The organism is Mesorhizobium sp. WSM4871 (assembly GCF_055811295.1).
In genome coordinates this window covers 19,201-44,491 of sequence record NZ_JBVVPU010000023.1, presented here as the reverse complement: position 1 = coordinate 44,491, position 25,291 = coordinate 19,201, and the positions used below count along the sequence as shown (strand labels likewise).

Annotated in this window: 21 protein-coding genes and 1 pseudogene; 10 read left to right on the top strand and 12 right to left on the bottom strand. The window is 63.9% G+C overall.

The genetic code is table 11. The features are described from left to right. Positions 1-156: 156 nt before the first annotated feature. Both AC0L2H_RS30645 and AC0L2H_RS30640 read right to left on the bottom strand, forming a co-directional pair. On the bottom strand, positions 157-1,533 hold the full coding sequence (locus tag AC0L2H_RS30645; protein ID WP_473593502.1) for an MFS transporter: 1,377 nt from the start codon (positions 1,531-1,533) through the stop codon (positions 157-159). 90 nt (positions 1,534-1,623) lie between these two features. After that, on the bottom strand, positions 1,624-6,495 hold the full coding sequence (locus tag AC0L2H_RS30640; protein ID WP_473593501.1) for an NAD-glutamate dehydrogenase: 4,872 nt from the start codon (positions 6,493-6,495) through the stop codon (positions 1,624-1,626). Positions 6,496-6,633: 138 nt separating this feature from the next. Between AC0L2H_RS30640 and AC0L2H_RS30635 the strand changes: the two genes are divergently transcribed. The 4 genes from AC0L2H_RS30635 (at position 6,634) to AC0L2H_RS30620 (ending at position 10,155) form a co-directional block, all read left to right on the top strand. Beyond that, on the top strand, positions 6,634-7,197 hold the full coding sequence (locus AC0L2H_RS30635) for a peroxidase-related enzyme (protein ID WP_473593500.1): 564 nt from the start codon (positions 6,634-6,636) through the stop codon (positions 7,195-7,197). A gap of 3 nt (positions 7,198-7,200) precedes the next feature. Then, positions 7,201-7,641: a hypothetical protein gene (locus tag AC0L2H_RS30630; RefSeq protein WP_473593499.1), complete on the top strand. Its 441-nt coding sequence runs from the start codon at positions 7,201-7,203 to the stop codon at positions 7,639-7,641. A 180-nt stretch (positions 7,642-7,821) separates the two neighbouring features. Next, positions 7,822-9,636: an aromatic amino acid ammonia-lyase gene (locus tag AC0L2H_RS30625; protein WP_473593498.1), complete on the top strand. Its 1,815-nt coding sequence runs from the start codon at positions 7,822-7,824 to the stop codon at positions 9,634-9,636. 195 nt (positions 9,637-9,831) lie between these two features. Further along, a complete protein-coding gene (locus tag AC0L2H_RS30620) occupies positions 9,832-10,155 on the top strand; it encodes a YciI family protein (RefSeq protein WP_473593497.1) in 324 nt (107 codons plus the stop codon). A 51-nt stretch (positions 10,156-10,206) separates the two neighbouring features. Here the strand turns inward: AC0L2H_RS30620 and AC0L2H_RS30615 are convergent, their stop codons facing one another. Then, positions 10,207-10,821 carry a LysE family translocator gene (locus tag AC0L2H_RS30615; protein ID WP_473593496.1) on the bottom strand — a complete coding sequence of 205 codons (615 nt, stop codon included), beginning with the start codon at positions 10,819-10,821 and terminating at the stop codon, positions 10,207-10,209. A gap of 208 nt (positions 10,822-11,029) precedes the next feature. Then, positions 11,030-12,859, bottom strand: a complete 1,830-nt coding sequence (gene typA / locus AC0L2H_RS30610) for a translational GTPase TypA (RefSeq protein WP_473593495.1) — start codon at positions 12,857-12,859, stop codon at positions 11,030-11,032. Positions 12,860-13,060: 201 nt separating this feature from the next. Here typA and AC0L2H_RS30605 point away from each other — a divergent pair, with 201 nt between their 5' ends. Then, positions 13,061-13,342, top strand: a complete 282-nt coding sequence (locus tag AC0L2H_RS30605) for a hypothetical protein (protein WP_473593494.1) — start codon at positions 13,061-13,063, stop codon at positions 13,340-13,342. Positions 13,343-13,661: 319 nt separating this feature from the next. Here the strand turns inward: AC0L2H_RS30605 and AC0L2H_RS30600 are convergent, their stop codons facing one another. Then, positions 13,662-15,230, bottom strand: a complete 1,569-nt coding sequence (locus tag AC0L2H_RS30600; protein ID WP_473593493.1) for an alkaline phosphatase D family protein — start codon at positions 15,228-15,230, stop codon at positions 13,662-13,664. A gap of 279 nt (positions 15,231-15,509) precedes the next feature. After that, positions 15,510-16,793, bottom strand: a complete 1,284-nt coding sequence (locus tag AC0L2H_RS30595) for an MFS transporter (protein WP_473593492.1) — start codon at positions 16,791-16,793, stop codon at positions 15,510-15,512. Positions 16,794-16,874: 81 nt separating this feature from the next. Between AC0L2H_RS30595 and AC0L2H_RS30590 the strand changes: the two genes are divergently transcribed. Both AC0L2H_RS30590 and AC0L2H_RS30585 read left to right on the top strand, forming a co-directional pair. Further along, the gene (locus AC0L2H_RS30590; RefSeq protein ID WP_473593491.1) at positions 16,875-17,480 is read left to right on the top strand and encodes a TetR/AcrR family transcriptional regulator; all 606 of its coding nucleotides are present in this window, start codon (positions 16,875-16,877) and stop codon (positions 17,478-17,480) included. Positions 17,481-17,582: 102 nt separating this feature from the next. Continuing rightward, positions 17,583-18,173: a hypothetical protein gene (locus tag AC0L2H_RS30585; RefSeq protein ID WP_473593490.1), complete on the top strand. Its 591-nt coding sequence runs from the start codon at positions 17,583-17,585 to the stop codon at positions 18,171-18,173. A gap of 132 nt (positions 18,174-18,305) precedes the next feature. On the opposite strand, the gene ppa is transcribed toward AC0L2H_RS30585, so the two are convergent. The 6 genes from ppa to AC0L2H_RS30555 form a co-directional block, all read right to left on the bottom strand. Next, positions 18,306-18,839, bottom strand: coding sequence for an inorganic diphosphatase (ppa, locus tag AC0L2H_RS30580; protein WP_107651384.1), 534 nt, complete (start codon positions 18,837-18,839; stop codon positions 18,306-18,308). Positions 18,840-19,124: 285 nt separating this feature from the next. Next, positions 19,125-19,631: a GNAT family N-acetyltransferase gene (locus AC0L2H_RS30575; RefSeq protein ID WP_097575898.1), complete on the bottom strand. Its 507-nt coding sequence runs from the start codon at positions 19,629-19,631 to the stop codon at positions 19,125-19,127. Positions 19,632-19,896: 265 nt separating this feature from the next. Beyond that, positions 19,897-20,535: a TPM domain-containing protein gene (locus tag AC0L2H_RS30570; protein ID WP_473593489.1), complete on the bottom strand. Its 639-nt coding sequence runs from the start codon at positions 20,533-20,535 to the stop codon at positions 19,897-19,899. Positions 20,536-20,543: 8 nt separating this feature from the next. Continuing rightward, the gene (locus AC0L2H_RS30565) at positions 20,544-21,425 is read right to left on the bottom strand and encodes a TPM domain-containing protein (RefSeq protein WP_473593488.1); all 882 of its coding nucleotides are present in this window, start codon (positions 21,423-21,425) and stop codon (positions 20,544-20,546) included. 4 nt (positions 21,426-21,429) lie between these two features. Continuing rightward, complete coding sequence (locus tag AC0L2H_RS30560; protein ID WP_473593503.1) at positions 21,430-22,245, bottom strand: TPM domain-containing protein; 816 nt, start codon at positions 22,243-22,245, stop codon at positions 21,430-21,432. A gap of 213 nt (positions 22,246-22,458) precedes the next feature. Then, complete coding sequence (locus AC0L2H_RS30555; protein ID WP_473593487.1) at positions 22,459-23,103, bottom strand: LemA family protein; 645 nt, start codon at positions 23,101-23,103, stop codon at positions 22,459-22,461. Positions 23,104-23,277: 174 nt separating this feature from the next. On the opposite strand from AC0L2H_RS30555, the gene AC0L2H_RS30550 reads away from it, so the two are divergent. The 3 genes and pseudogenes from AC0L2H_RS30550 to AC0L2H_RS30540 all read left to right on the top strand — a co-directional run bounded on the left by AC0L2H_RS30550 (position 23,278) and on the right by AC0L2H_RS30540 (position 25,250). Further along, a complete protein-coding gene (locus AC0L2H_RS30550; protein WP_107651388.1) occupies positions 23,278-23,526 on the top strand; it encodes a hypothetical protein in 249 nt (82 codons plus the stop codon). 7 nt (positions 23,527-23,533) lie between these two features. Continuing rightward, entirely contained in the window at positions 23,534-24,418 is an 885-nt protein-coding gene (pdxY, locus tag AC0L2H_RS30545) for a pyridoxal kinase PdxY (RefSeq protein WP_473593486.1), read from the top strand. After that, positions 24,415-25,250 (top strand): annotated as a pseudogene (locus AC0L2H_RS30540) (DUF429 domain-containing protein). The gene pdxY and the pseudogene AC0L2H_RS30540 overlap by 4 nt, the downstream one beginning before the upstream one ends. Positions 25,251-25,291 lie beyond the last annotated feature (41 nt).

The window sequence follows — 25,291 nt, the reverse complement described above, 5'->3', positions numbered from 1 at the left end:
CCCGGGCTCTTTCGGCGCTCCCCCCCCCCGGGTGGGGGGTGGGCCCCTCCAACCACTTCCCCCCACCTTCGGGGGGGGGGGGGGGGGGGCCCCCCGCGCCGCCCCCACCCCGCTCCGCTTCGCGGATCGACCCTCCCCACGAGGGGGAGGGTAAGCTCACTCCACCGGCTGGTCCGCCGGATATGGCGTGCGGAGCAGGATCGCTATGCCGACGCCGAGGAACAGCACGATCGCTGCCATGCCGAGCCTTGCCGAGCCACTGGCCAGGGTGATCGTCGCCACCATGAAAGGCGCGGCGAAACTTGTCGCCCGCCCGGCCAGCGCGTAGATGCCGAAATAGCGGCCCGACTCCGCGGCGGTGACGCTGCGCGCCATGTAGGAGCGCGACGATGCCTGCACCGGCCCGAAGGCCAGTCCGATCAGCAGGCCGTAGAAGATATAGGCTTTTTCCGCCGCTGTGCCGAACAGGCCGCCGCTATCCGTTTCGGGCATGATCCAGGCACCGAACAGCGTATAGCCTGGGCCGGTCGAGACGATACCGATCGTGGCGATGCTGAGCAGGACGAGCGAGATCATCACGATGGTCTTGGAGCCGAGCGCCGTATCGAGGCGCGCGGCAATCAGACAACCGACGATGGCGACAACATTGAGGATGATGCCGAACATGCCGATCTCGGTGATCGACCAGTGGAACATCGCTGCCGCAAATGTGCCGCCCAGCGCCAGTAGCGCATTGACGCCGTCCTGATAGATCATGCGGGCAATGAGAAAGCGGAAGATGCCGCTGCGCTGGCGCGCCTCGGCCAGCGTCGACTTCAATTCCGACAGACCTTCGCGCACCGCTGGCCCGATCGGAAGGCCTTTTATGGCATCGGGCGTGAAGAAGAACATTGGCAGGATGAACAGGAAATACCATCCGGCCGACAGCGGTCCGGTGGCTCTCGCATCCTCGCCGAGCTTCGGGTCGAGGCCGAAGAGCGGGTCAATGCCGATGATCGTCTTGCCGGTTTCCGGCGAGCCCGCCAAACAGGTGACGACGAAGATCAGCGCGATCATGCCGCCGAGATAACCAAGGCCCCAGGCCATGTTGGAGACATGGCCGATCTCGCTCTTCGGCACCAGCCGCGGCATCATCGAGTCGTTGAAGACCGTGGAGAATTCCGCCGCCACAGAGGCGAGCGAGAAGAACATCACGACCAGGAAAAGGTTCGAGCCGGGCGCGGCGAACCATAGCAGGCAAAGACTGATGATCTTGATCGAGGCGAAGAATGCTATCCATGGCTTGCGCGGCCCGGTCTGGTCGGCGATCGAGCCGAGGATGGGCGACAGCACGGCGATGACCAATCCCGCAGCGGCGATGCCGTAGCCCCAGGCCGCCTGGCCCGTCTCCGGGTCGCTCGCCATGCGCGAGACGAAGTAGGGCCCGAAGATGAAGGTGGTGATGACCGTGAAGAACGGCTGCGCCGCCCAGTCGAACAGCATCCAGCCCCAGATGCCGCGCCTCGACGTCCGCTGCACTGCTAACTCGGCCATGTCCCCTCCTGAAAGCGGCGCCCGAAGCAGGGCGCCGCTTTGCTCTATAGCGTAGTTTTCACCGGCGATCTCCGGCGATGTGGAGGACCGTCACATCCCCGCCAAGTCGCTCATCAGCCCTGACGCCACCGACAGCCTGGACACCGTGATCTCGCCGCCTTCGGTCAGCGCCTGCAGCCGCTCGCGGATGCGCGCCACGCGCTCGCCCCCGGCCTCCAGCCATGCCGCCACCGGGTCCGCCGCCTTGGCGTGGCCGGTGAGCGCGGCCACCGCGATCCCGCGCCTGGCTGCGCCGATCGTGTCGGTGGCGCGCGAGAGCGCCAATTGATCGTAATAGTCCGACGGCGAGATCGAGCGCGCCGCTTCCTCGACACGTGGGATGCGGAAGGCATCGCTGACCGCGAAAAACGCCTTCGCGGTGGCAACGATGTCGGCATTCGCCATCCGTGACGCCAGAGCGATGTCGGGGATGAGTTCCCCCACCTCGCTTAGCGCCAGTTTTTCGGCCAGCCTTTCCGGCGCGCCGCCCTTGAACAGGCTGTGCCGCCGCTCCTCGATCCGTTCGCGCGAATAGGCGGGCAGCAGCGAAATGAGCTTCGGTTCGAGCGCCTTGCGCGCCTCCTGCAACTCGGCGATCCGCTGGCCGAGCCCAGCTGTGCCGGCATCGTTCTTCAGGTACCAGCCGCTGGTCACATAGATAAGCCGGCTAATGGACTGGTAGAGGTCGAGTTGCGCCTGGCCGTCGATCTGGTTGTCGAGCGCGTCGATCTCCCGGTAGAGCGCCGGCAGCGCAAAACCGTCGCGGACAACCGCGAAGGTCCGCACCACGTCGGCCGCCGCGCGTCCGGTTGCTTCCTGCAGCCGGTTGACGAAGGAGGGGCCGCCGCGATTGACCAGATCGTTGGCCACGACACGGGCGATGATCTCGCGGCGCAGGCGATGGTCGTGGATCTCGGCCGCATATTTCTTGGCCATGCGATCGGGGAAATAGCCCATCAGGTCGCTGTCGAAATGCGGATCGTCGGGCACGTCGCTGGCGACGATGTCGGAGAACAGAACGATCTTGGCATAGGCGAGCAGCACGCCGAGCTCGGCCCTGGTCAGCGGTTCGCCGCGCGCCTCGCGCTCGGCAAGGGCCGCGGGAGACGGCAGCGTCTCGACGGCGCGGTCGAGCAGCCCGCGCGCTTCCAGCGCCGTCATGAAGCGACTCTGGTGCGCAATGTCGGCCAGGCCACGCTTGCGGGCAACCGACAGCGCCAATGTCTGCTGGTAATTGTTGGACAAAACCAGCGAGCCGACCTCATCGGTCATCTCGGCCAGCAATTTGTTGCGCACAGGCCGCGTCAGCGCGCCCTTGCGCATGGCCGAGGCCAGCGCGATCTTGATGTTGACCTCGACGTCGGAGCAGTTGACGCCGCCCGAATTGTCTATGGCGTCCGAATTGCAGCGGCCGCCAGCCAGCCCGAACTCGATGCGGGCGCGTTGCGTCGCGCCGAGATTGGCGCCCTCGCCGATGACCTTGGCGCGCACGTCGAGCGCGGTCACTCGAATGGCGTCGTTGGCGCGGTCGCCGGCATCCGCGTTGGTTTCGGTCGATGCCCGCAGATACGTGCCGATGCCGCCGAACCACAGAAGGTCGACCGGCGCCTTGAGGATGGCGCTCATGATCTCGACGGGCGAGGCGGTCGTCTTGGCCAGGCCGATCGCGGCGGCCGCGGCCGGCGGCAGCGTGATCGATTTCTGGCTGCGCGAGACGATGACGCCGCCTTCCGACAGCTTGGTCTTGTCGTAGTCCTGCCAGCTCGAACGCGACAGATCGAACATGCGTTTGCGCTCGGCCATCGAGGCCGCCACGTCAGGATCGGGGTCGATGAAGATGTCGCGATGGTCGAAGGCGGCGATCAGCCTTGTCTGTGGTGATAGGAGCATGCCGTTGCCGAACACGTCGCCCGACATGTCGCCGACGCCGACGACGGTGAAGGGCGAGGTCTGGATGTCGCGGTTCATCTCGCGGAAATGCCGCTTCACCGCTTCCCATGCGCCCTTGGCAGTGATGCCCATTTTCTTGTGGTCGTAGCCGGCCGAGCCGCCGCTGGCAAAGGCGTCGTCGAGCCAGAAGCCATGCTTTTCGCTGATCGCATTGGCGGTGTCGGAGAAAGTCGCCGTGCCCTTGTCGGCGGCGACGACGAAATAGGGATCGTCCTGGTCGCGCCTGACCACGCCGGCCGGTGGGATGACGCCGTCCAGGCCGATATTGTCGGTGATCGACAACAGGCTCGATACAAAGTTCTTGTAGGCCGAGGTGCCGGCTTCGAAGATGGCGTCGCGGCCGGCGCTCATTGGCAGTTTCTTCGGGTAGAAACCGCCCTTGGCGCCGACCGGCACGATCACCGCGTTCTTGACCTGCTGCGCCTTGACCAGGCCGAGCACCTCGGTGCGGTAGTCCTGGGCGCGGTCCGACCAGCGCAAGCCGCCGCGCGCAACCGGGCCGAAGCGCAGATGCACGCCCTCGACCTCGGAACCGTAGACGAAGATCTCGCGCCACGGCCGCGGCGCCGGCAGGCCGTCGACCGCCTGCGAGTCGAGCTTGATCGCCAGCGACTGGCCCTTTGCCTTCGTATCGGCAACGAAATGATTGGTGCGCAGCGAGGCTTCGATCAGATTGAGATAGCGGCGGATGATGGTGTCGTCATCGATGTTGGGCACCTCTTCCAGAGCATCCTTGATCTTGGCCTTGAGATGCCTGGCCGCCACCGCGCCTTCGCCCTCGGCCGTCGGCCCAAGACGGGCGACGAACAGCGCATGCAAGCCGCGCGCGATGTCGGGATAGCGGTTGAGTGCTGCCGCGATGAAATCCTGGCTCTGCGGGATCCCCGCCTGCTGCAGATAGCGGCCATAAGCGCGCAGGATGGTGACTTCGCCCGACCACAGGCCGGCGGTCTGGGCAAGCCCGTTATAGCCGTCATTGTCGATGTCGCCGCGCCATACCGACAGGAACGCGTCCTCGAACAATGCACCGCTGTCGCTGAGGTCGATCGGCTTGCCGTAGCTGTTTTCAAGCTCCATGTCGTGGATGAAGACCATGCCGGGCTGATCCCTATGGATCATGCCCGGCTGATCACTATGGATCATGCCCGGCTGATCACTATGGATCATGCCCGAGCGATCGTCGCCGACCTCGAAGGTGCGCTCGCTGATGACGCGGAAGCCGATGTTTTCCAGCACCGGCACCCGCCTGGACAGCGCCACCGGCTCGCCGTGGTGATAGATCTTGAGCGCGGCCTGATGTGGCTTCTGGTCGGCATGGCGGTAATAGTCGATGGCGATCGGATTGCCGGCATCGATCCCGGCGATGCGCCTGGCGTCGGCCAGCGCCACCGCCGGCGGGAAACTGTCGCGGTAGCTTTCCGAGAAACGCGAGGCGATGGCTGTGAGCGCCGCCTCGGCGCCGGTCTCAGCGGCTGCTTGACGCAGCGCGTCGTCCCAGGTGCGCACGATGTCGCGGATTGCCGCCTCGATGGTGGCCTGCTCGATCTTTGGCGTCTTGCCGCCGGAACGGCCGATGATGAAGTGGACGCGCGCCAGGCCGCCTTCGGGGAAGGCTGGATAGTAGGCCGACAGCCGGCCTTCGAACGCCGTCTTCAGGTAGGCCCCGATCTTCTCGCGCACGACGCTGTCGTAGCGGTCGCGCGGCACGAAGACGAGGATGGAGACGAAACGGTCGAACTGGTCGGCGCGCACCAGCGCCCTGACGCGCGGCCGCTCGACCAGCCCCAATATGGCTTCGGCATGCTTGCGAAGGACTGGCACGGGAACCTGGAACAATTCGTCGCGCGGATAGCTTTCCAGCACATTGGTAAGCGCCTTGCCGGAATGGTCGCCGGGATTGAAACCGGACTTGGCGATGATGGTCTCGGCCTTCGACCTGAGATAGGGAATCTTCATCACCGAACGCGTGTAGGCAGTCGAGGTGAACAGGCCGACGATGCGCAATTCGCCGGCAAGCGCGCCCTTGGCGGTGTAGGTCTTGATGCCGATGTAATCGAGATAGATGCGGCGGTGGACGGAAGACTTGGCGTTGGCCTTGGTGACGATCAGCGGTTCCGGCCCGTGCAGGAAGGCCCGGATTTCCGGCGTCGTCGTCACCGCTTCGGTGCCGCGCCTGAGCACCAGCACGTCCGGATCGGACAGTATGCCGAGGCCGGGCTTCTCCGAGCGTTCCAGCGTGCCGCTCTTTTCGCCACCGGTGTATTTGAACTCGCGCATGCCGAGGAAGGTGAAATTGTCGTCGCGCAGCCATTCGAGGAAGGCGATCGCCTCGGTGACGCTGGCCTTGTCGAGCGGCACCGGCGCATAGCGGAATTCGTGGATCGCCTGGTCGAGCCGCGCCAGCATCGGCTTCCAGTCGGTGACCGCGGCGCGCACCTGGCCCAGAAGCTTCTTCAATCGCCCGGCCAGAGCTTCGGCCTGCTCGACCGGAAGGCGGCCGATATGGACGTGGATGACGCTCAGCCGGTCATGGCTGGGATCACCCTTGGCGAAGCCGCCATCGCCGAGGATTTCCTCGACGCCGCCCTTGCCATGCCTGACGACGATGACCGGATGAGTAACCAGCAGCGGTTCGCCGGCGCTGTCGGTGATCTCGCCGAGGATGGAATCGAACAGGAATGGCATGTTGTCATTGACGACGGTGATGATCGTCATCGGCCGGCCTTGGCGCACGACGCCGGAATCGACGTCGATGGCGACAACGCAATCGCCTTTCTTATGTCTGGCGACGGCGCGCCTGGCGAGATCGGCGGCGCGTTCGAGGTCGGCGGCGCCGTAGGCAGCGACGTCTTCGGCAGGCGCGCGGGCCAAGAGATAGTCGCCTAGGCTGCCTTGTCGTTCGCTCGCCTTTACCGCGCCTCCCCTCACAGTAGCTGTCTTTTTTGGCTGGCTTGCGGCTTTCACGCTGGCCATGATGCGAAGTCCCTCCCGTCACATGCTTTTGCAACTATGGTAGCAGATGACCGGTATTTGGCGACAAAGGTTTGACGGCTTGCGACGAAATGTCGGAAATCGGCGCAGATCACGGATGAATGATGAGGAGGCGTGTCCATGACAGGCAGAATTACGGCGCTTGACCTCGCGCAGGCGGAACTGAGCGATGCGACCAAGGCCTATTTCGCCAAATGCGAGGAGAAGCTAGGCCTCGTTCCGAATGTTCTCAAAGCCTACGCCTTCGACGAGAAAAAACTGCGCGCCTTCACCGACATGTACAATGATTTGATGCTGGGCGATTCCGGCCTGTCGAAGCTGGAGCGCGAGATGATCGCGGTCGCCGTCTCCTCCATCAACCACTGCTACTATTGCCTGGTCGCCCATGGCGCAGCGGTGCGCCAGCTTTCCGGCGACCCGGCCTTCGGCGAGATGATGGCGATGAATTTCCGCGCCGCCGATCTTTCCCCGAGGCAAAAGGTCATGCTCGAATTCGCGGTCAAGCTGACCGAGGAGCCGGCCAGGATCGTCGAGGCTGATCGGGCCGCACTTCGCGAGGCCGGCTTTTCCGACCGCGACATCTGGGACATCGCCTCGACCGCCGCCTTCTTCAACATGTCGAACCGAGTGGCGGCGGCAATCGACATGCGGCCGAACGACGAATACCACGCCATGGCGCGGTGAGTCATGACCATCGACACCTCAGGCAAGTGGTGGGTTGGCAACGAGCCCACCGACATCGCCGATTACCTGGAAGCGTATGCCTCCGAAGGATCTGAGGTCAACGAATTCAGACTCGCCCGATGCAAATGCGGCTCCACGTCGTTTCTTCTAGATGCCGACGACGACGAAGGCGTGGCGCGACGAACATGCACGGTCTGCGGATCCGAGCATCTCATCTGCGACAGTGAACAATTTTGGGACGAGTCCCAGCCGGAACGCTGGATGTGTATCGAATGCGATTCCGAAACCGCAAATGTCGGCGTCGGGTTTTCCATTTACCCGGCACGTGGTGGCGTTCGCTGGCTTTATGTCGGGTGTCGATGCTCCACTTGCGGCGTCTTGGGATGTTTCGCCGGCTGGAAAGTGGGCACCTCCGATAGTATGGACCTGTTGGACAAAGTCTAGCTTTGGGAAGGCCAGATGGCCCGGGCGCCATGGCGCGATAGGGCCAGATTGGCTCCACTATCGGTCCTGGGGCAACAATCGTTTGACAGGCGGACGCTGACAGCTAGTTTTCCAGGAAACAAAATTTCCAGGGGGTGAAACTCGTGACCCGAAGCCCTGTTTCGACAAAGGGAGCCCCTTATGCTGGAACGAATTGCCAAAATCTCTCTCTGCGCCCTGACCGTGACGGTGGCGCTCTTCGCAACCCCCGCCCTCGCCTTCGAGGCGACCACCACCTACCAGCCGATCGCCGAAACCGCTGCCGGCAAGACGGTAACGCTGACCGGCCATGACCTGACTATCGACCAGGTCATCGACATCGCTCGCAATGGCGCCAAGGTCGAGCTCAGCCCCGAGGCCTTGCAACGTTCGGCGGATGCCTATGGCCTGCTGCTGGAGGGCGCGGCTGAAGGTGTCACCATCTACTGGTTCAACCGCGGCGCCGGCGACCAGCGCGAGACCGTTATCTTCTCCGGCGACCCGACGACGCCGGAAAACACCAAGCTTCTCAAGGACCAGCAGCTGGCCCGCTTCAAGGGCGGCGTGACACGCGGCTATGGGCCGGAGCTACAGGAGGAAGCGCTGGTGCGCGCCATCATGGCGATCCGCGCCAACACCATGTCCTACGAAGCGGCAAGCCCGCAACTGACCCACAGCCTCGTCGACATGCTGAACAAGCGCGTGACGCCGGTCGTGCAATCACGCGGGACGCTGGGCGAAGGCGACCTTGCGACGTTGGGCAATATCGGCGCCGCCATGGTTGGCGAGGGCGAGGCCTATTTTCGCGGTCTCCGCATGCCGGCGGCGCAGGCGCTTGCCGAGGCCGGGCTGAAGCCGCTCGAACCCTTCGCCGCCGACCAGGCAGCACTGATCAGCACCAACGCCTATGCGCAGGCGCAGGCAGTGCTGCTTGTCGAGGATGCGCAAAAGCTGCTGGAATGGACCGATCTGAGCTACGCCATGGGCCTCAACGGCATGAATTCCAGCGTCACGCCGATCTCCGTGCCGGTGCAATCGATGCGACCGTATCCATGGCTGACCTGGGATGCGGCCCGCATCATGGACATGATCAAGGGCAGCTATCTCTTCGACGAGGACGCGGCCCGCATCATCCAGGATCCTGAAAGCATGCGGGCGTCCAGCCAGCGCCAGGGCTCGGCATGGCAGGCCTGGGCCGATCTGCGCGATTCCGTGCTTTTGTCGATCAATTCATCGGATCACAATCCGGCCATATTGCCCGGCCTGACGCCGCAAAGTTCGCCGGAATTGAGCACGCCGCAATTCATGCAATACTACATCAAGGGCGGGAAGCTGAGTAACGGCAAGTCCGGCTTCATCTTCTCCAACGCCAATTGGGACCCCTATCCCCTGGCCAACCAGGTCGAGGCCTTCACGCTTGCCTTGACTAATCTGGGCGTCGCCGTGGCCCAGCGTATCGAGCGCTTTCGCAATCCCTTCTTCACGGTGATCAAGCCCGCCGATGTGCTGAGCGCCGACCAGCGCAAGGACATCCCGACCTTCGACGGCTACCTGCCGACCGACCTGTGGCAGGACCTTGCCGACCGCGGCACGCCGGTGACACCCGCCGGACAAGCCATCGTCGCCACCGTCGAGGATCTGGAGGCGCAGACCCGCATCAAGACGACGCGTGCCCGCGAAGCCGTCAACGTGTCGTTTCATCTGGTGGCGCAGGACCTGTTGACAGCGAGCTACTGGATGGAGCTGCGCAAGGCGCAAAAGCCGGAGCGAAAGTTCGGCGAGGCGCCGACGGCGGCGCTGGCGGCGCTGCGCAAGGTGATCCCCTGGCATCAGCCGGCGGCGGAGCGGCCGAAACGCCCGCTCGGCATGGTCGCCTATGACTTCATGCAGGATAACCCGGCCGCGAATTTCTATCCGGGCGGACCGCAGCCGCCGAAGAGTGCAACGGCACCGACTGCCGGCGTGCTGCCCAATTAATGCATGTCGCGCAAAAGTGTGCAGCGGTTTTGCGATAACGACATGCATAAACGCGGTGAGGCATCGCGGTTGCGAACCAGCCGCGCCCTATATTAGCTGTTTCGCATTCTCGTTGCTTGTTGGCCGGTTTGGCCCGATGATCGGCATGCGGCATGACCGCGTGCCGGTTCGATGCCGCTGATCAGGGAGGAGAACGTGGCGAAATTTCTCTACGTCTATCATGGCTCGGGCAAGATGCCGACCGACGAGGCCGAGCGAAAAGCAGCAATGGATGCCTGGACCGGCTGGTACGCCAAGCTCGGCTCGGCCGTTGTCGACGGCGGCAATCCGGTCGGCATGTCGAAGACCGTGCTGCCCGGCGGCAAGGTCGAGGACAATGGCGGCAGCAATCCGACCGCCGGCTATACGATCATCGAAGCCAAAGACATCGACGATGCCGTCGCCAAGGCCAAGGATTGCCCGATCCTGACGGACCCGGGTTTCAGCGTCGAGATCGCGCCGATCGTCGAAATGATGTGACGCGCCGTTTGTTTGAGCATGATCTTTCCGAACCAAGGTTCGGGATCGTGCTCAGGACCGCGCCGCGATCGCCGCCGCGGCGCCTGCCATGGTGCCGGCGCTGACGCGGTTGGCGATCTTCATCGCCCGTTTGCTCCGCAGCAGTTTTCGCGCCTGCGACGCCGCCAGCACCCAGGCGAGATCGATGGCGATGAGGACCACCGCCATCGTCGCCGTCAGCTCGATCCAGCCGACGAGGCTGACCGAGGCGAGGTCGATGATGGTCGGCAACAGCGCCAGGTAAAACATCATGATCTTGGGGTTGCCGAGCGTCACCGCCATGCCAGCCAAGAACAATTTCGCCGGCGAATCTTCGCGTGGCATCTCGCCCTCGCGCGCCTCGACAGGTGCCGTCCACATCTTCCAGGCAAGGTATGCGAGATAGGCGACGCCGACCCACTTCACCACGACGAAAGCGAGGTGAAACGTCTGCGCCACCACCGCCAGGCCGAACACCGCCAGCGACAGCCAGATGCCCTCGCCGATCCACATGGCGAGCAGGAACGGGAACACGCCGCGAAAGCCTTTTGAGATGACGCGTGCGACAAGCGCTGCGATCGAAGGGCCGGGTGAGCCGGCAGCGACGAAAAGGGCGGCGGCGAAGATCAACAGAGAGGTGAGGTGCATGGCAGTGCCTTCGAGCATCAGAGAGCGAAGGATATCCGATCGGCGGCGATTTGGCACCCCTGCAGCTCGCAGAGAACTCTGCCTCCCGAAGACCTCCTTCGGTGAGGTAAAATCGATCTGGATCAGCCCTCTTCGGGAGCCAGCTGGTCAAACCTCGGCCGCGTCGACGTCGTCGGCGGCGACGTGAACGTGGATCAGACCGAACCGCCTAAGCCGCGCCGACAACTTTCGCCGACTTCTCGAAGCGCTTGCGCTCATTCGGGTCGAGATAGAGCTTGCGCAGCCGGATGGTCTTCGGCGTCACCTCGACCAGTTCGTCGTCCTGGATCCAGGCCAGCGCCCGCTCCAGCGTCATGCGGATCGGCGGCGTCAGCTTCACCGCTTCGTCCTTGCCGGCGGCACGGATGTTGGTGAGCTTCTTGCCCTTCAGCACGTTCACTTCGAGATCGTTGTCGCGGCTATGGATGCCGATGATCATGCCCTGATAGACCTTGACGCCCGGATCGATGACCATCGGGCCGCGGTCTTCCAGGTTCCACATGGCGTAAGCCACCGACTCGCCCTGCTCGTTAGAGATCAGCACGCCATTGGTGCGGCCGGGCAATTCGCCCTTGTAGGGCTGATAGGCATGGAACAGCCGGTTCATCACGGCGGTGCCGCGCGTATCGGTCAAGAGTTCCGACTGGTAGCCGATCAGGCCGCGCGTCGGCGCGTGGAAGACGATGCGCTGACGGTTGCCGCCGGACGGACGCAACTCGACCATCTCGGCCTTGCGCTCCGACATTTTCTGCACGACGACGCCGGCATGCTCCTCGTCGACGTCGATGACGACTTCCTCGACCGGCTCTAGCAATTCGCCATTGTCGCCCTTCTGCATGACGACACGCGGCCGCGACACGGCGATCTCGAAGCCCTCGCGGCGCATCGTCTCGATCAGCACGGCAAGCTGCAATTCGCCGCGGCCGGAGACGAAGAACGAATCCTTGTCCGGCGATTCCTCGATCTTCAGCGCGACATTGCCTTCGGCCTCGCGCAGTAGGCGGTCGCGGATGACGCGGCTGGTCACCTTGTCGCCTTCGGTGCCGGCCAGCGGCGAATCGTTGACGAGGAAGGACATGGTCACGGTCGGCGGATCGATCGGCTGCGCATGCAGCGGCTCGCTCACCGCCGGGTCGCAGAACGTGTCGGCGACCGTGCCTTTCGACAGGCCGGCGATGGCGACGATATCACCTGCCTGCGCTTCGTCGATCGGCTGCCGCTCGAGCCCGCGGAAGGCGAGGATCTTCGAGACGCGGCCGGTTTCGATCTGGGTGCCGTCATGGTGCAGCACCTTGACCGCCTGATTGGATTTCAGCGTGCCGCTCTCGATGCGGCCGGTGATGATGCGCCCGAGGAACGGATTGGCTTCCAGGATGGTGCCGATCATGCGGAACGGGCCGGGATGCACGGTCGGCGCCGGCACATGCTTGATGACGAGGTCGAACAGCGGCGCCAGGCCCTGGTCCTTCGGACCTTCGGGGTTTTCCGATACCCAGCCGTCGCGGCCCGAGCCATAGAGGATCGGAAAGTCGAGCTGCTCGTCGGTGGCGTCGAGTGCGGCAAACAGGTCGAACACCTCGTTGACCACCTCGACATGGCGGGCGTCGGGACGGTCGATCTTGTTGATGACGACGATCGGCTTCAGGCCGACCTTGAGCGCCTTGCCGACGACGAATTTGGTCTGCGGCATCGGCCCTTCGGCGGCGTCGACCAGCACGATGGCCGAATCCACCATCGACAGGATGCGCTCGACCTCACCGCCGAAATCGGCGTGGCCGGGGGTGTCGACGATGTTGATGCGGGTGTCCTTCCAGTCGACCGAGGTCGCCTTGGCCAGGATGGTAATGCCGCGTTCCTTTTCGAGGTCGTTGGAATCCATGGCGCGTTCGGCGACGCGCTGGTTGTCGCGGAAGGAGCCGGACTGCTTCAAAAGCTGGTCGACGAGGGTGGTTTTTCCATGGTCGACGTGCGCGATGATCGCGATATTGCGGAGTTTCATGTTTTGGTCTCGGGAGCGTTGCAGGCAGCAGGCCAAAAGGCGCCGCCTCTTTCAGTTGCGCGGCTCATACAGGGTTTTTCGCATTTGCGAAAGAGGATGCCGATACCCAAATATCTGGTCACCAATTCTTAAGCCTCTTCGTGTCAAATGTTTTTTGTTAACCAAGGCGGAACCTTGCCGGCTCCGGGCAGTTCAGTTTTCATGATCGATCCCCTCAGCAGATTGCGTCCGGTCCTGGCATGGGCAGCTCTCGCCGTGATTCTCGCGGCAGGTGCCGCGCAGTCGGCCGCGACGGTCAAGGATGCGGGCGCTGGCCTGAAGTCCGACACACAGACGGCCGAGGAGCTTTTCGCCGACGCCCCCTATGGCGTCGACCCGGTGGTGACCGGACCGGTGAGTGCCTCCTTCAAGCAGAAGCAGCAGGCCGCCGGCTGCGACAGCGCGGTCTGGCCGAAGATCCCGACCGTCTGCTATCCCGACTAGCAAGAGCGTAGTGACGTCGCGGTCACACTGAGCCGGGCATCTCACCCTCGAGGGCAGGGCAATCGCGGATGAAAAGCCAAGGCTTTCGCTCTACGATGTACCCCCACCCTAACCCTCCCCACAAGGGGGAGGGAGACTTCCGTGGCGCTAACCTCAGCAAAATGCCTCTCTTTCGACGCCAAACAGGGAAGTAAAGGCGCGCGGCAGCGTTCCCTCCCCCTTGTGGGGAGGGTTAGGGTGGGGTCCTCTTCGCAAAAAATCCATATGCAATTGCCCTGCCCCTGCGAGGAAGATGTGCGGCAGGACAGAGGGGGGTGCCTCACGCCGACCGCACCGGATCGAGCGTCACCTTGTAGAGCTCGTTGTCGTCGCGATCCATCAGCCGCACCGTCATCTGTTCGGTGGCGCCGTTGATGTCGACGAGGCCGAAGAACTGCAGGCCGGCCGACGGCGGCAGGTTCTGGCCCTGTTCGGCGGTCGGCGCCTTGATGAATTTCAGCTCCGGCCCGAAGGTCATGTCGAAATCATTGGGGCCGAACGTGCCGGCATGGATCGGGCCGGAGACGAACTCCCAGAACGGGTTGAAATCCTGGAACTGCGCCTTGTCGGGATTGTAGTAGTGCGCCGCGGTGTAATGCACGTCGGCGGTCAGCCAGACGGTGTTGTCGATGCCGGCATTCTTGATGTAGCGCAGAAGATCGGCGATCTCGAGCTCGCGACCCTTTGGCGCACCATTATCGCCATTGCTGACCGCTTCGGCCCCGACCTTCTTGGCGCCGTCATCCCACACGACGAGGCCGAGCGGCATGTCGGCGGCGATGATCTTCCAGGTTGCCTTGGAGCTCGCCAGTTCGCGCTTCAGCCATTTGGTCTGCTGCTCGCCGAGTATGCGCGATTGCGGCGTCATCGTCTCCTGCATGGCCGGACCGTTGGGACCGCGATAGGAGCGCATGTCGAGGAAGAACACGTCGAGCAGCGGCCCATAGGCGATTTTGCGATAGACGCGGCCGGGTTCCGATGGCTCGTAGCGGATCGTTGTCATCTCATGAAAGGCGCGCGCCGCGCGGGCCGCCAGCACATGGATGGATTTTTCGCTGTAGCGGTCGTCAGCGCTGAGATCCTTGGAATCCGACCAGTTGTTCAGCACCTCATGATCGTCCCACTGGTAGAAGGTCGGACAGATGGCGCTGAGGCCCAGCACGTTCCTGTCCATCATGTTGTATTTCCACTGGTCCCGGTATTCCTCCAGCGTCTCGGCCACCTTGCGCTTGCCATCGATCAGAACCACGTTCTTCCACTTGCCGCCACCGGGCAAATCGACCTCGTCCTTCATCGCGCCGTCGGCATAGATCGTGTCGCCGGAGTGCAGGAAGAAATCGGGCGTGTGCTTGCCGATCGTGGCGTAGGTCTTCATGCCGGTCTCGTCGATACCCCAGCCCTGGCCAGCGGTGTCGCCCGACCAGGCAAATCGGATATCGCGCTTCGAGGCCGGCGCCGTGCGGAAGCGGCCGACGATCGGTTCGGAGACGGCGTTGATGTCGGCGAGATCGGCGGCGACCATGCGATAGAAGATGTCCTGGTCGGCGGCGAGGTCGGTGAGCAGCCGCTTCACCGTGTAATCGCTCGCCGGCGAGGTATCGAGCGGCGCAAGACGGGTGGCATTGGCGAAATTCTCTGTCGACGAGACCTCGAACATGACGCGCGACGGCCGATCAGTGCGCGTCCATACCATGCCGCTGGTTTCATCGATATCGCCGGACTGGACGCCGTGGGTGAAGGCCGGCCGCTGGTTGGCGCGGGAATAATAGGGAAGCGCAAGCCCCGAGACGCCGACGAGGCCGGCGGCGCTCGCGGACGTGACGAAAGCACGACGTGAAATCTTGTTCATGGCTGTCTCCTGGATGGCTTTGAATGTCGCCGCCAAGCTCCAGCCTCAATGTTTCAGCCGCATCTCGAAACCATGAAGGTTTCGTTACAATCGACAGGCGAGCAATCTCCCCCCTCGAGGGGGAGATGTCGCCGAAGGCGACAGAGGGGTCGTCTCGCATGGAGCCCCGACCTCCTGCGTCTGCGATAAAGAGCCGAACCCGGTCGAACCGACCCCCTCTGGCCGCTTCGCGGCCATCTCCCCCTCAAGGGGGGAGATTAGCGCTCAACCGACGCTCCCTCAGGCAGCTTGCGGTTCCGGGTCGAACGCCGGCTTACTGGTGTTGATCAGGAGCGAGATACAGGCCGCCGCGATGGCCGTCATGCCGGCGATCATGAAGGCCAGCTCGTAATTGCCTTGCAGCTCGCGCATGGTGCCGCCGAAGAAGGCGGCGGTTGCCGCCCCGACCTGATGGCCGGCGACGATCCAGCCGAAGACGATCGGCCCGCTGCGGTCGCCGAACGCCTCGTTGGAGAGCCGTAGCGTCGGCGGCACGGTGGCGATCCAGTCCAGCCCGTAGAGCACGGCGAAGATAATCAGGCTCGTCGCCGAGAAACCGGAATACGGTAGATAGATCAGCGACAGGCCGCGGATCGCGTAATAGACGCCGAGCAGCTTGCGCGGGTCGAAGCGGTCGGTAAGCCAGCCCGACAGCGTCGTGCCGATCAGGTCGAATATGCCCATCATCGACAGCAGGCCGGCGGCCTGCACCTCGCCGATGCCCATGTCGCCGCAAAAGGCGATCAGATGCGTGCCGACCAGTCCGTTGGTGGTGAAGCCGCAGACGAAGAAGGTGGCGAACAGATACCAGAACACGCGGGTGCCGGCGGCGCGCCGCAGCGTATTGAGCGTGTGCGCGAGGAAATTGCCTTGCGCGGCCGGCGGAACCGGCGGCACGTCGTCGGCCTCCGCGCCGTAGCGCACCATGCCGATCGAAGCCGGGCGTTCCGGCACCAGCAGCCACACCAGCGGCACGAGAGCGGCGGTGGCGACCGCGATGGCGATGGCGACCGGCTTCCAGCCGCCCGATTGCGCCAGCGACGCGAGCATCGGCAGGAAGACCAGCAGGCCGGTGGCGCTGGAGGCCGACATCAGTCCCATCACCAGGCCGCGATTGGTCTTGAACCAGCGGTTGACGATGGTGGCGCCAAGCACGGTGGCGACAGCGCCCGAACCGACGCCGGAAAACACGCCCCAGGTCAGAAGCAGGTGCCACGGCTTGGTCATCAACAGGCTGAGCGCGGTCGATGTCGACATCAGCAAAAGGGCTGCAAGCAACGTGCGGCGCAGCCCGATCCGCTCCATCAGCGCCGCTGCGAACGGCCCGGTCAGGCCGTAGAGGAAGATGCCGACGGCCGCGGCCAGAGAAACGACGTCGCGCCGCCAGCCAAAGCTCTCCTCCAGCGGCAGCATCATCACGGAGGGCGCCGAGCGCAGGCCGGCCGCGATCAGCAGGCAGAGAAAGATGACGCCGACCACGACAAAAGCGTAGCGCTGGCCAAATCGACGGGATTGAGCTATCATGTTACTGACCGGTACGTTGCAATTGCCCAGACGTATACGTACCGATCGGTAACACGTCAAGCAGGCCACGTCCTATCGACCATGAAAAGCATTGAACCAACCATCAATCCAGATGAAGTGACGCCCCCTCGTGCCGGCGAGAAGATCCTGCGTGTGGCGCGCGACCTGTTCTACCGGCAGGGCATCCGGGCGATCGGCGTTGATGAGATCGTCAAGCGCGCCGGCGTCACCAAGCCCAGCCTCTACCGCAGCTTTCCCTCCAAGGACGAACTGGCCGCCTCCTATCTGCGGCAATACGACCTCGAATTCTGGGACCGCTTCGACGATGCGGTCAACGCCCATCCCGGCAATCCGCGCGCGCAGATCGCCGCCTTCCTGACCCGGATCAGCAAGCGCACGCAAAAGCCCGGTTATCGCGGTTGCGGCATGACCAATGCGGCGGTCGAATATCCCGAACACGGCCATCCGGCCCGCCTTGTGAGCGAGGCCAACAAGCAGGAATTGCGCCGCCGCCTGCGCGCCATGGCCGGCGCGATGGGCGCCGCCGACCCCGACATGCTGGGCGATGGGCTGCTGCTTCTGATCGAGGGCGCCTATATCAGCGGCCAGTTGTTCGGGCTCGGCGGGCCGGCGCAATCGGTCGCCCGCAACGCCGATCTCTTGATCGACGCGAGCTTGAAGAAATAGCGTTCCGTTTACCAGATCGGCCGGAGCACCCTGACGGCTGCGAAATTTGACGATACGCTGCGGCAAGCCGCAAACGGCGATGTCAGCAACGGAGATGTCCGCATGCGTGCTCTTTTGATCCCGCTCGCCTTCGCCGGCTTCTGCAATGCCGCTCAGGCCGGCGACATATCCAGCGCCTATACCGATCTCGACTCGAAGAAGGACTGCGTGACCTATGCGCAGGCCGAGGAAGGCGACGGCGACTGGGCGAGCCTCACCTGTTCTGGCTATCGCGGCTACCCCGTGCTGATCGCTTACGACGATGCGCGCGAATCGTTGTTCTACGGTTTCCCCTCCAGCGACATGACGACGGTGTGGGAAAGCTTCGTCGGCTTCAATTCGGCTGGCCCCAGGCTCGAATGGCGCATCGAGACGAATGGTGACCGTGCCGTGCCCTTCGCGGTCATCCACCGCCGCTCGATCAGCAATCCCGAGGACGAGAGCAAATCGACCGAGGTGCTGGTCGTCGCCAAGGTCTCCCAGCCGGAGAAGTATGATGGCTGCACGGTCGGACTGGTGCTGGCCACCGGCAATCCGGCGGCCAACGACGAAGCGCGCAAGCTCGCCGACGAGAAGGCGCCCAGTTTTGCCTGCGGCAAGGACATGCGCGTGACGGTCGGCGACGTACCCGCTTTCGGCCGCGTCGACAACTGACTTCGTCAATCCTGGGGCGGAGCGACGAGCGCAGCGGCGCAGCGCAGACCCCAGGATTCATGCCGTGGCGTCAGAGCGCCGCAACAGCGCAGGAATTCTGGTCCACCGCGCATTTCGGCGAAGCTGAGGGACCTATTTGTTTTTCTTCGCTCGCTCGATCGCCTCGACGATCATCTTCTTGGCAAATTTGGAATCGTGCCAGCCCTCGATCTTGACCCATTTGCCGGGTTCGAGATCCTTGTAGTGCTCGAAGAAGTGCTGCACCTGGTCGCGCGTGATATCGGGCAGTTGGGTGTATTCGGTGACGTTCTCGTAGCGCAGCGTCAGCTTGGGCGACGGCACCGCGATCACCTTCTCGTCCTGGCCGGCATTGTCCTCCATCACCAGCACACCGATCGGCCGCACATTGATGACGCAACCCGGCACCAGCGCGCGCGTGTTGCAGACCAGCACGTCGATCGGGTCGCCATCGCCCGACAGCGTGTGCGGCACGAAACCGTAATTGCCGGGGTATCGCATTGAGGTGTGCAGGAAGCGGTCGACGAACAGCGTGCCGGCCTCCTTGTCCATCTCGTATTTGATCGGCTCGCCGCCGATCGGCACTTCGATGATGACGTTGACGTCCTCGGGCGGGTTCTTACCGGTGGCTATGGCTTCGATACGCATGGCTTTGGTCCCTCTCTCGATTTGGAGACCGATAGCGGGCCAAGGCGCATGGTGCAATGCGGCAATAGTGCTGCCCCCTACTTCGTCATCCTAGGGCGGAGCGAAGCGCAGACCCTAGGATCCATGCCGCGACGGCGCTCGAAGAATGCAGCGGCACAGAACGGGGTAGGTCCAGCGGCCCTGGCTAGAGATTCCGGGCCGTCACCGCGCTCAGACGTTACGGCATGGATCCTAGGGTCTCCGCGTCGCTTCGCTCTGCTTCGCCCTAGGATGACGAAGTTGGTGTCATTCCCAGACGAAAGCGACCTTCTTCAGCGCCTTCTGCTCGAAGATCTCGACGCCTTCGGCGACGTCGCGGCCACCGGCGCCGGCATAGAAGGCGAGCGCGTTCTGGTTGTCCTCCAGCGCCCACACCACCATGCCTTTCAGGCCATGGTCGGCCAGTCGCGCCCGCGCGGCCGAGAACAGCCGGCTGCCGAGGCCGATGCCCTGATATTCGGGGCGCAGGTAAAGTTCGTAGATCTCGCCCTGCTGCCGGAGCTCGCGCGCCCGGTTTTTGCCGATCGTGGCGTAGCCGGCGATCTTGCCGCCGATCTCGACGACCAGCACGGTGGCGGCGCGGCGGATGGCATTCGCCCACCAGTCGGCGCCGCGGCGGTTGATCATCGATGTCAGCGTGCGATGCGGAATGATGCCGGCATAGGCGCCGTTCCAGGCCTGCTGGTGCACGTCGGCGATCGCGCCTGCGTCGCGCGGTTCGGCTTTCCTGATGTCGATGCTCAGCGTGTTCATGATTTGTTAACCATAAACCCGCATCGCCCGATTGCAAAGAGTCCGGTCAGCAGGCCGCCATGCTTTCACACAGGTGATCGCACACCGTGGGGGACGGTGTCAGGGCGTGCTTTGAACGGACTAGAGACCGTTTCGAAATTCGCTCTGGTGAGTCATATGGTGGTGGTTTCGAGAACCGGAGCGGAGCGTACTTAAGTACGTGAGCACCGGAAGCGCAGAAAACGCCATCAGATGGCCGCCAGAGTAGAGTTTCCAAACGCTCTCATTAAATTTCGACCAGATGGTCGTCCAGCTCGTTGCTGCCGCCGGCCGAGACCGGAAAATGCTCGGCCAGCACCACGCCCACCGATTCTATCGCCTTGACGAATCCATCGGCGAGGCGGTCGTCGCCGGCATGCGCGGTTAAATCGCGGACGACGCCGTCCCAGACATGCTGGCCGACTTGGGCGTCAATGCCGGCGTCGGCGACCACCTCGGCGTAGTGTTCCGCGATCGACACGAAGATCAGCACGCCGGTTCGCGACGTGGTGCGGTGAACGTTGCGGGCAAGGAACTGCTTGACCGCATTGGCGTGCGCGGCCTGGTAGCGCAGCCGGCGCGGCACCAGATGGATGCGCAGGCCGGGCAGCGCCCACAGCAGGACGAGCACGCTGGCCAGAGCCAGAAGCTGGGCGAGCACGAAATGCGGCAGGCGAATCGACAGCCACCAGGCCTCCAGCCCGTAGGCGACGGCGAGGCTGACGATGAGCATGGCGAGCGTCGCGATAAAGGCGGCCGGGAAGAAATAGCTGTCGCTGGCATGCGCCACCACGCAGTAGATTTCGCCGTCGGTCTTTGTCTCGGCGGCGCGGATCGCCGCGGCGATGCGGTCATGATCCTCGGGGCTGATCGGTCGTGTTGCCATCTTCTGTCTCACCAGCTTCCTGAAGAACCGCCGCCGCCGGACGAGCCGCCGCCGCCTGAAAATCCGCCGCCGCCCGACGACCAGCCGCCACCGGAACTTCCCGACGACCAGCCACCGCCGGATGAAGTGCCCGTTGTCCAGACACCGCCGCCCCTGCGCGTGTAGCCCGATCTTTGGCCATAGCGGAACGTCATGCCCAGCCATTTATACACGCCGGGCGACAGCTTGGTGCCGAAGATCGGCGGCAGGAATGCCATCGCCAGGCCGCCGAGGAACATCGTCGCCCACAGGATGATGAACAGCGTGACGATGGGATCGACGGAACTGTCGTCGGCCGGATTGCGCTTGCCGCGCGCTTCCAGCTCCTCGGGATTGCCTTCCAGCACCATCACCATGTCGTCGACGGCCTTGGCTATGCCGCCGGAGAAGTCGCCGGCGCGGAAAGCCGGCACCATGTCGTTTTCGATGATCAGCTTGGTGTGCAGGTCGGTCAGCGTGCCTTCCAGCCCGTAGCCGACCTCGATGCGCATCTTGCGATCGTTCGGCGCCACCAGAAGCAGGACGCCATTGTTTTCCTTCGCCTGGCCGAGCTTCCAGAAGCGGAACAGCCGGTTGGCGTAGGGTTCGATCTCCTGGCCGTCGAGGCTGGGAATGGTGGCCACCACGATCTGGTCGGAACCTTTTGCCTCGAAGGCGGCGAGTTTCTGGGTCAGTTCCGCCTTTGTCGCGGCATCGATGATGCCGGCGTCATCCACGACCCTGCCGGTCAGTACCGGCAATTCGGCGGCAAGCGCCGCGAAGCAGACAAGCAGCAGCACCGCCGTGGCCGTCAAGGCAGCGCCGATCGTGGCGGTGAAGCGGCTGGAGGCTGGCAGAACGCGTTCTGTCATGATCTCACCAACTCCCCGAGGAGCCGCCGCCGCCTGACGAGCCACCGCCGCCGGAAAAGCCGCCACCGCTCGAGCCCGACGACCAGCCTCCGCCGGAACTTCCCGACGACCAGCCGCCACGGGAAGATCGCCGGCTCGGCTCGAAGGTCATGCCCAGCCAGCGATAGCGGCCGGGACCGATCTTCTGGCCAAAGATCGGCGGCAGGATGGAGGCGGCGATGCTGCCGAAAAAGATGATCGCCCAGATACTTATGAACACCGTAAAGAAAAGATCGTCAGTGTTGAATGGCGCCTGCTGGTTGCGCTCGCCGCGCGCTTCCAGTTCCTCGGGATTGCCTTCCAGAACCATCACCATATCGTCGACGGCCTTGGCTATGCCGCCGGAGAAATCCCCGGCGCGGAAAGCCGGCACCATGTCGTTTTCGATGATCAGCTTGGTGTGCAAGTCGGTCAGCGTGCCTTCCAGCCCGTAGCCGACCTCGATGCGCATCTTGCGGTCGTTCGGCGCCACCAGAAGCAGGACGCCATTGTTCTCCTTCGCCTGGCCGAGTTTCCAGAACCGGAACAGCCGGTTGGCGTAGGGCTCGATCTCCTCGCCGTCGAGGCTGGGAATGGTGGCCACCACGATCTGGTCGGAACCCTTGGCTTCGAAGGCGGCGAGTTTCTGGGTCAGTTCCGCCTTGGTCGCGGCATCGATGATACCGGCGTTGTCTACGACCCGTCCTGTCAGGGCCGGCAGGTCGGCGGCGAGAGCGACCAGAGGGAGGAGGAGAAAGCTTAGGAAGGCGAGCAGAACGGTCAGGCCGGAGTTCCGTCCCACCCCCCTCTGTCCTGCCCTCTTTGCCACCACTTGGCATCTCCCCCGCAAGGGGGGAGATTGGATGCCATCACCGCCGGCAGCCCTTCTGCAACGCAGAAAATTGGCGAAAGAAGCAGAACTGCCAATTTCCCCCCTTGCGGGGGAGATGTCCGGCAGGACAGAGGGGGGTGTGACAGAGCACAAGGACAACAGTACCGGGCTCTCTAACGCCGATCACCCGCCCTGCGTCGTGTTGGTGCCGAAATCGACTTTCGGCGTCTGCATCTTGTCTTCCTCGATGGTGAAGTTGGCGAACGGCTGGTTGCCGCGGAACCACAAGGTCGCCCAGATGATCGACGGGAAGGTCCGCAGCGTCAGATTGTACTCCCTCACCGCCTGGATATAGTCGCGGCGGGCCACCGCGATGCGGTTTTCGGTGCCTTCGAGCTGCGCCTGCAGGGCCAGGAAATTCTGGTTTGCCTTGAGGTCCGGATAATTCTCCACCACCGCCAGCAGCCGCGACAGCGCGCTGGTCAGCCCGGCCTGGCTGTCCTGGAATTTCTTGACGGCTTCCGGATTGCTCAGCGTTTCCGGCGTCACTGTCACCTGCGTCGCCTTGGCGCGCGCTTCCACCACGGCGTCGAGCGTATCCTTTTCGTGCGAGGCGTAGCCCTTGACGGTCTCGACCAGATTGGGGATGAGATCGGCGCGGCGCTGGTACTGGTTCAGCACCTCGCTCCATGCGGCCTTGGCGTTTTCCTCCGCCGTCGGGATGGTGTTGTAGCCGCAGCCGGCGAGCAGCGGCAGCATGATCGCCATCATCAGGAAGGCTGGCAGGCTACGGAAAGCGAGCGGTGAAGAAAGGCGTTGGGCAAACATGGTTATGTCCCTCGGTAGGATTTGCACGCGAAGCATTACCACAATCCGAGCGTAAGAAAATGACCGGGGCCGGGAAGCGCTACTGGTTCTTATCATTCGTCGCCAGGCCCTGTGATTGGCCGGGCGAACGGGTTAAGGTCGCCGAGAAAACAGGGCATTGCCCAGGATATCGCAATGGCGGAGCGCCAGGACAACGACAGCGAATCGCGCCGCATTATCGAGCGCGTAGCGCGCGAGACCGACCCCAGCGGCACCTCGTTCATCGCGCGGACCGCGAAGGGCGCGCGCGATCACGTCGCGGCAGCGGACGCCGACCGGTCGGACCCGATCGAATATTGGGGTACCCGCATCGGGCGGACGCTGGGGTTGCTGATCGCCATCGGCCTGTTGGTCTGGCTCGTGTATTTCGTCACCCGAAGTTAGGAATCCCGTGAGCACCAAACAAAGCGACGCGCCGCGCGCGGTCATCGTCATCTCCAGCCATGTCGCGCGCGGCTCGGTCGGCAACCGCGCCGCCGTCTTTGCGCTGGAGACGCTGGGCTTCCCGGTATGGGCGGTACCGACCGTCATCCTGCCCTGGCACCCGGGCCATGGCAGGGCGACCCGCATCGTTCCGCCGCTCGACCAGTTCAAGGCGCTGTTGGCCGATCTCGAAGGCGCGCCATGGCTGGGCGAAGTCGGCGCGGTGCTGTCAGGTTACCTCGGCGAGGCCGGCCAGGCCGACGCCGTCGCCGCGCTGGTCGGCGCCGTTAGGGCCAGGACGCCGGATGCCGTCTACATCTGCGACCCGGTGATGGGCGACAAGGGTGGCCCCTACGTGCCTGAAACAACCGCCATCGCCTTGCGCGATAGGCTGATGCCGATCGCCGACATCGCCACACCCAACCGCTATGAGCTGGAATGGATGGCGGGAGCCCAGCTTCCTGACCTGAAATCGGTCATGGCGGCCGCTCTTCATGCCGGGCCGTCGACCATGCTGGTCACTTCGGCACCGTCGATGATGGCGGGCGGCACCGGCAATTTGCTGCTCGACGGCCGCCAGGCGCTGCTTGCCGAACATCGCCTCATCGACAAGCCGCCCAACGGGCTGGGCGACCTGACGGCGGCCGTCTATCTCGCCCGCATCCTGTCCGGGCAACCGGCGATCAAGGCTCTGCAGTCGACCACGGCGGCCGTCTACGAGATCCTGGCGCGCACGGCCAAGCGCGGCGGCGACGAATTGCAGCTCGAAACCGATGCCCAGAGCCTGTCGCACCCGATGGCGATGGTGCAGCTTCGCCACCTCCTGCATCCGGAGCGGGACAAAAGGGCGTGACTTCGGACGGCAGCCCCGTCCTCGTCGGCGTCGACGGCTGCAAGGCCGGCTGGATCGCCGTCCACCGCGATGCCGGTTCGACACCTCGTAACCTCGATTCGACACCTCGTAATCCCGGTTCGACACCTCGGAACCCCGGTGCGTCATTTTCGGTCGATGTCTTTTCGAGCTTCGCGGCACTGCTTGACACTTTGCCTCCTGACGCGCTCGTAGCCGTCGACATGCCGATCGGCCTGCCGGATTTTTCGCGAAAAGGGGGGCGCGGGCCGGAAGCGCTGGTGCGACCATTGCTTGGCAACAGGCAATCCAGTGTCTTTGCCATTCCCTCGCGCGCCGCGCTCTATGCCGACACGGATGACTTCACCACGGTCGAGGCCTGGTATGCCGCGCATCGCCGGGCAAGCGCGGTGGCCAAGGCAAGTTCCGATCCACCGCGCGGCGTTTCGATCCAGGCCTTCGGCATCTTTGCCAAATCCGCGAGATCGATGCCTTGCTGATCGCACGGCCGGAGTTGCGCGGCCGCGTCTTTGAATCGCACCCTGAAGTCGCCTTCTGCCGGCTGAACGGCGACAGGGCCATGGGCTTGCCGAAAAAGATCAAGGGCGCGGTCAATCCGGCCGGCATGGCGGAGCGCAAGGCGCTGCTTTGCCGGCATGGCTATGACAAGGCTTTTCTAGACCGGGCGCCGCCACGCGGTGCGGCGGCCGACGATTTCCTCGACGCCGCAGTGATGATGCTGATTGCAGCTCGCATCGCCAATGGCGAGGCAAGACCGTCTCCGGATCCGCCGCTTTCCGATCGTTTCGGCATTCCTGTCGCCATCTGGGCGTAAGGCATGTCACCCAAAAGCATGCCCTCGGGCTTGATCCGAGG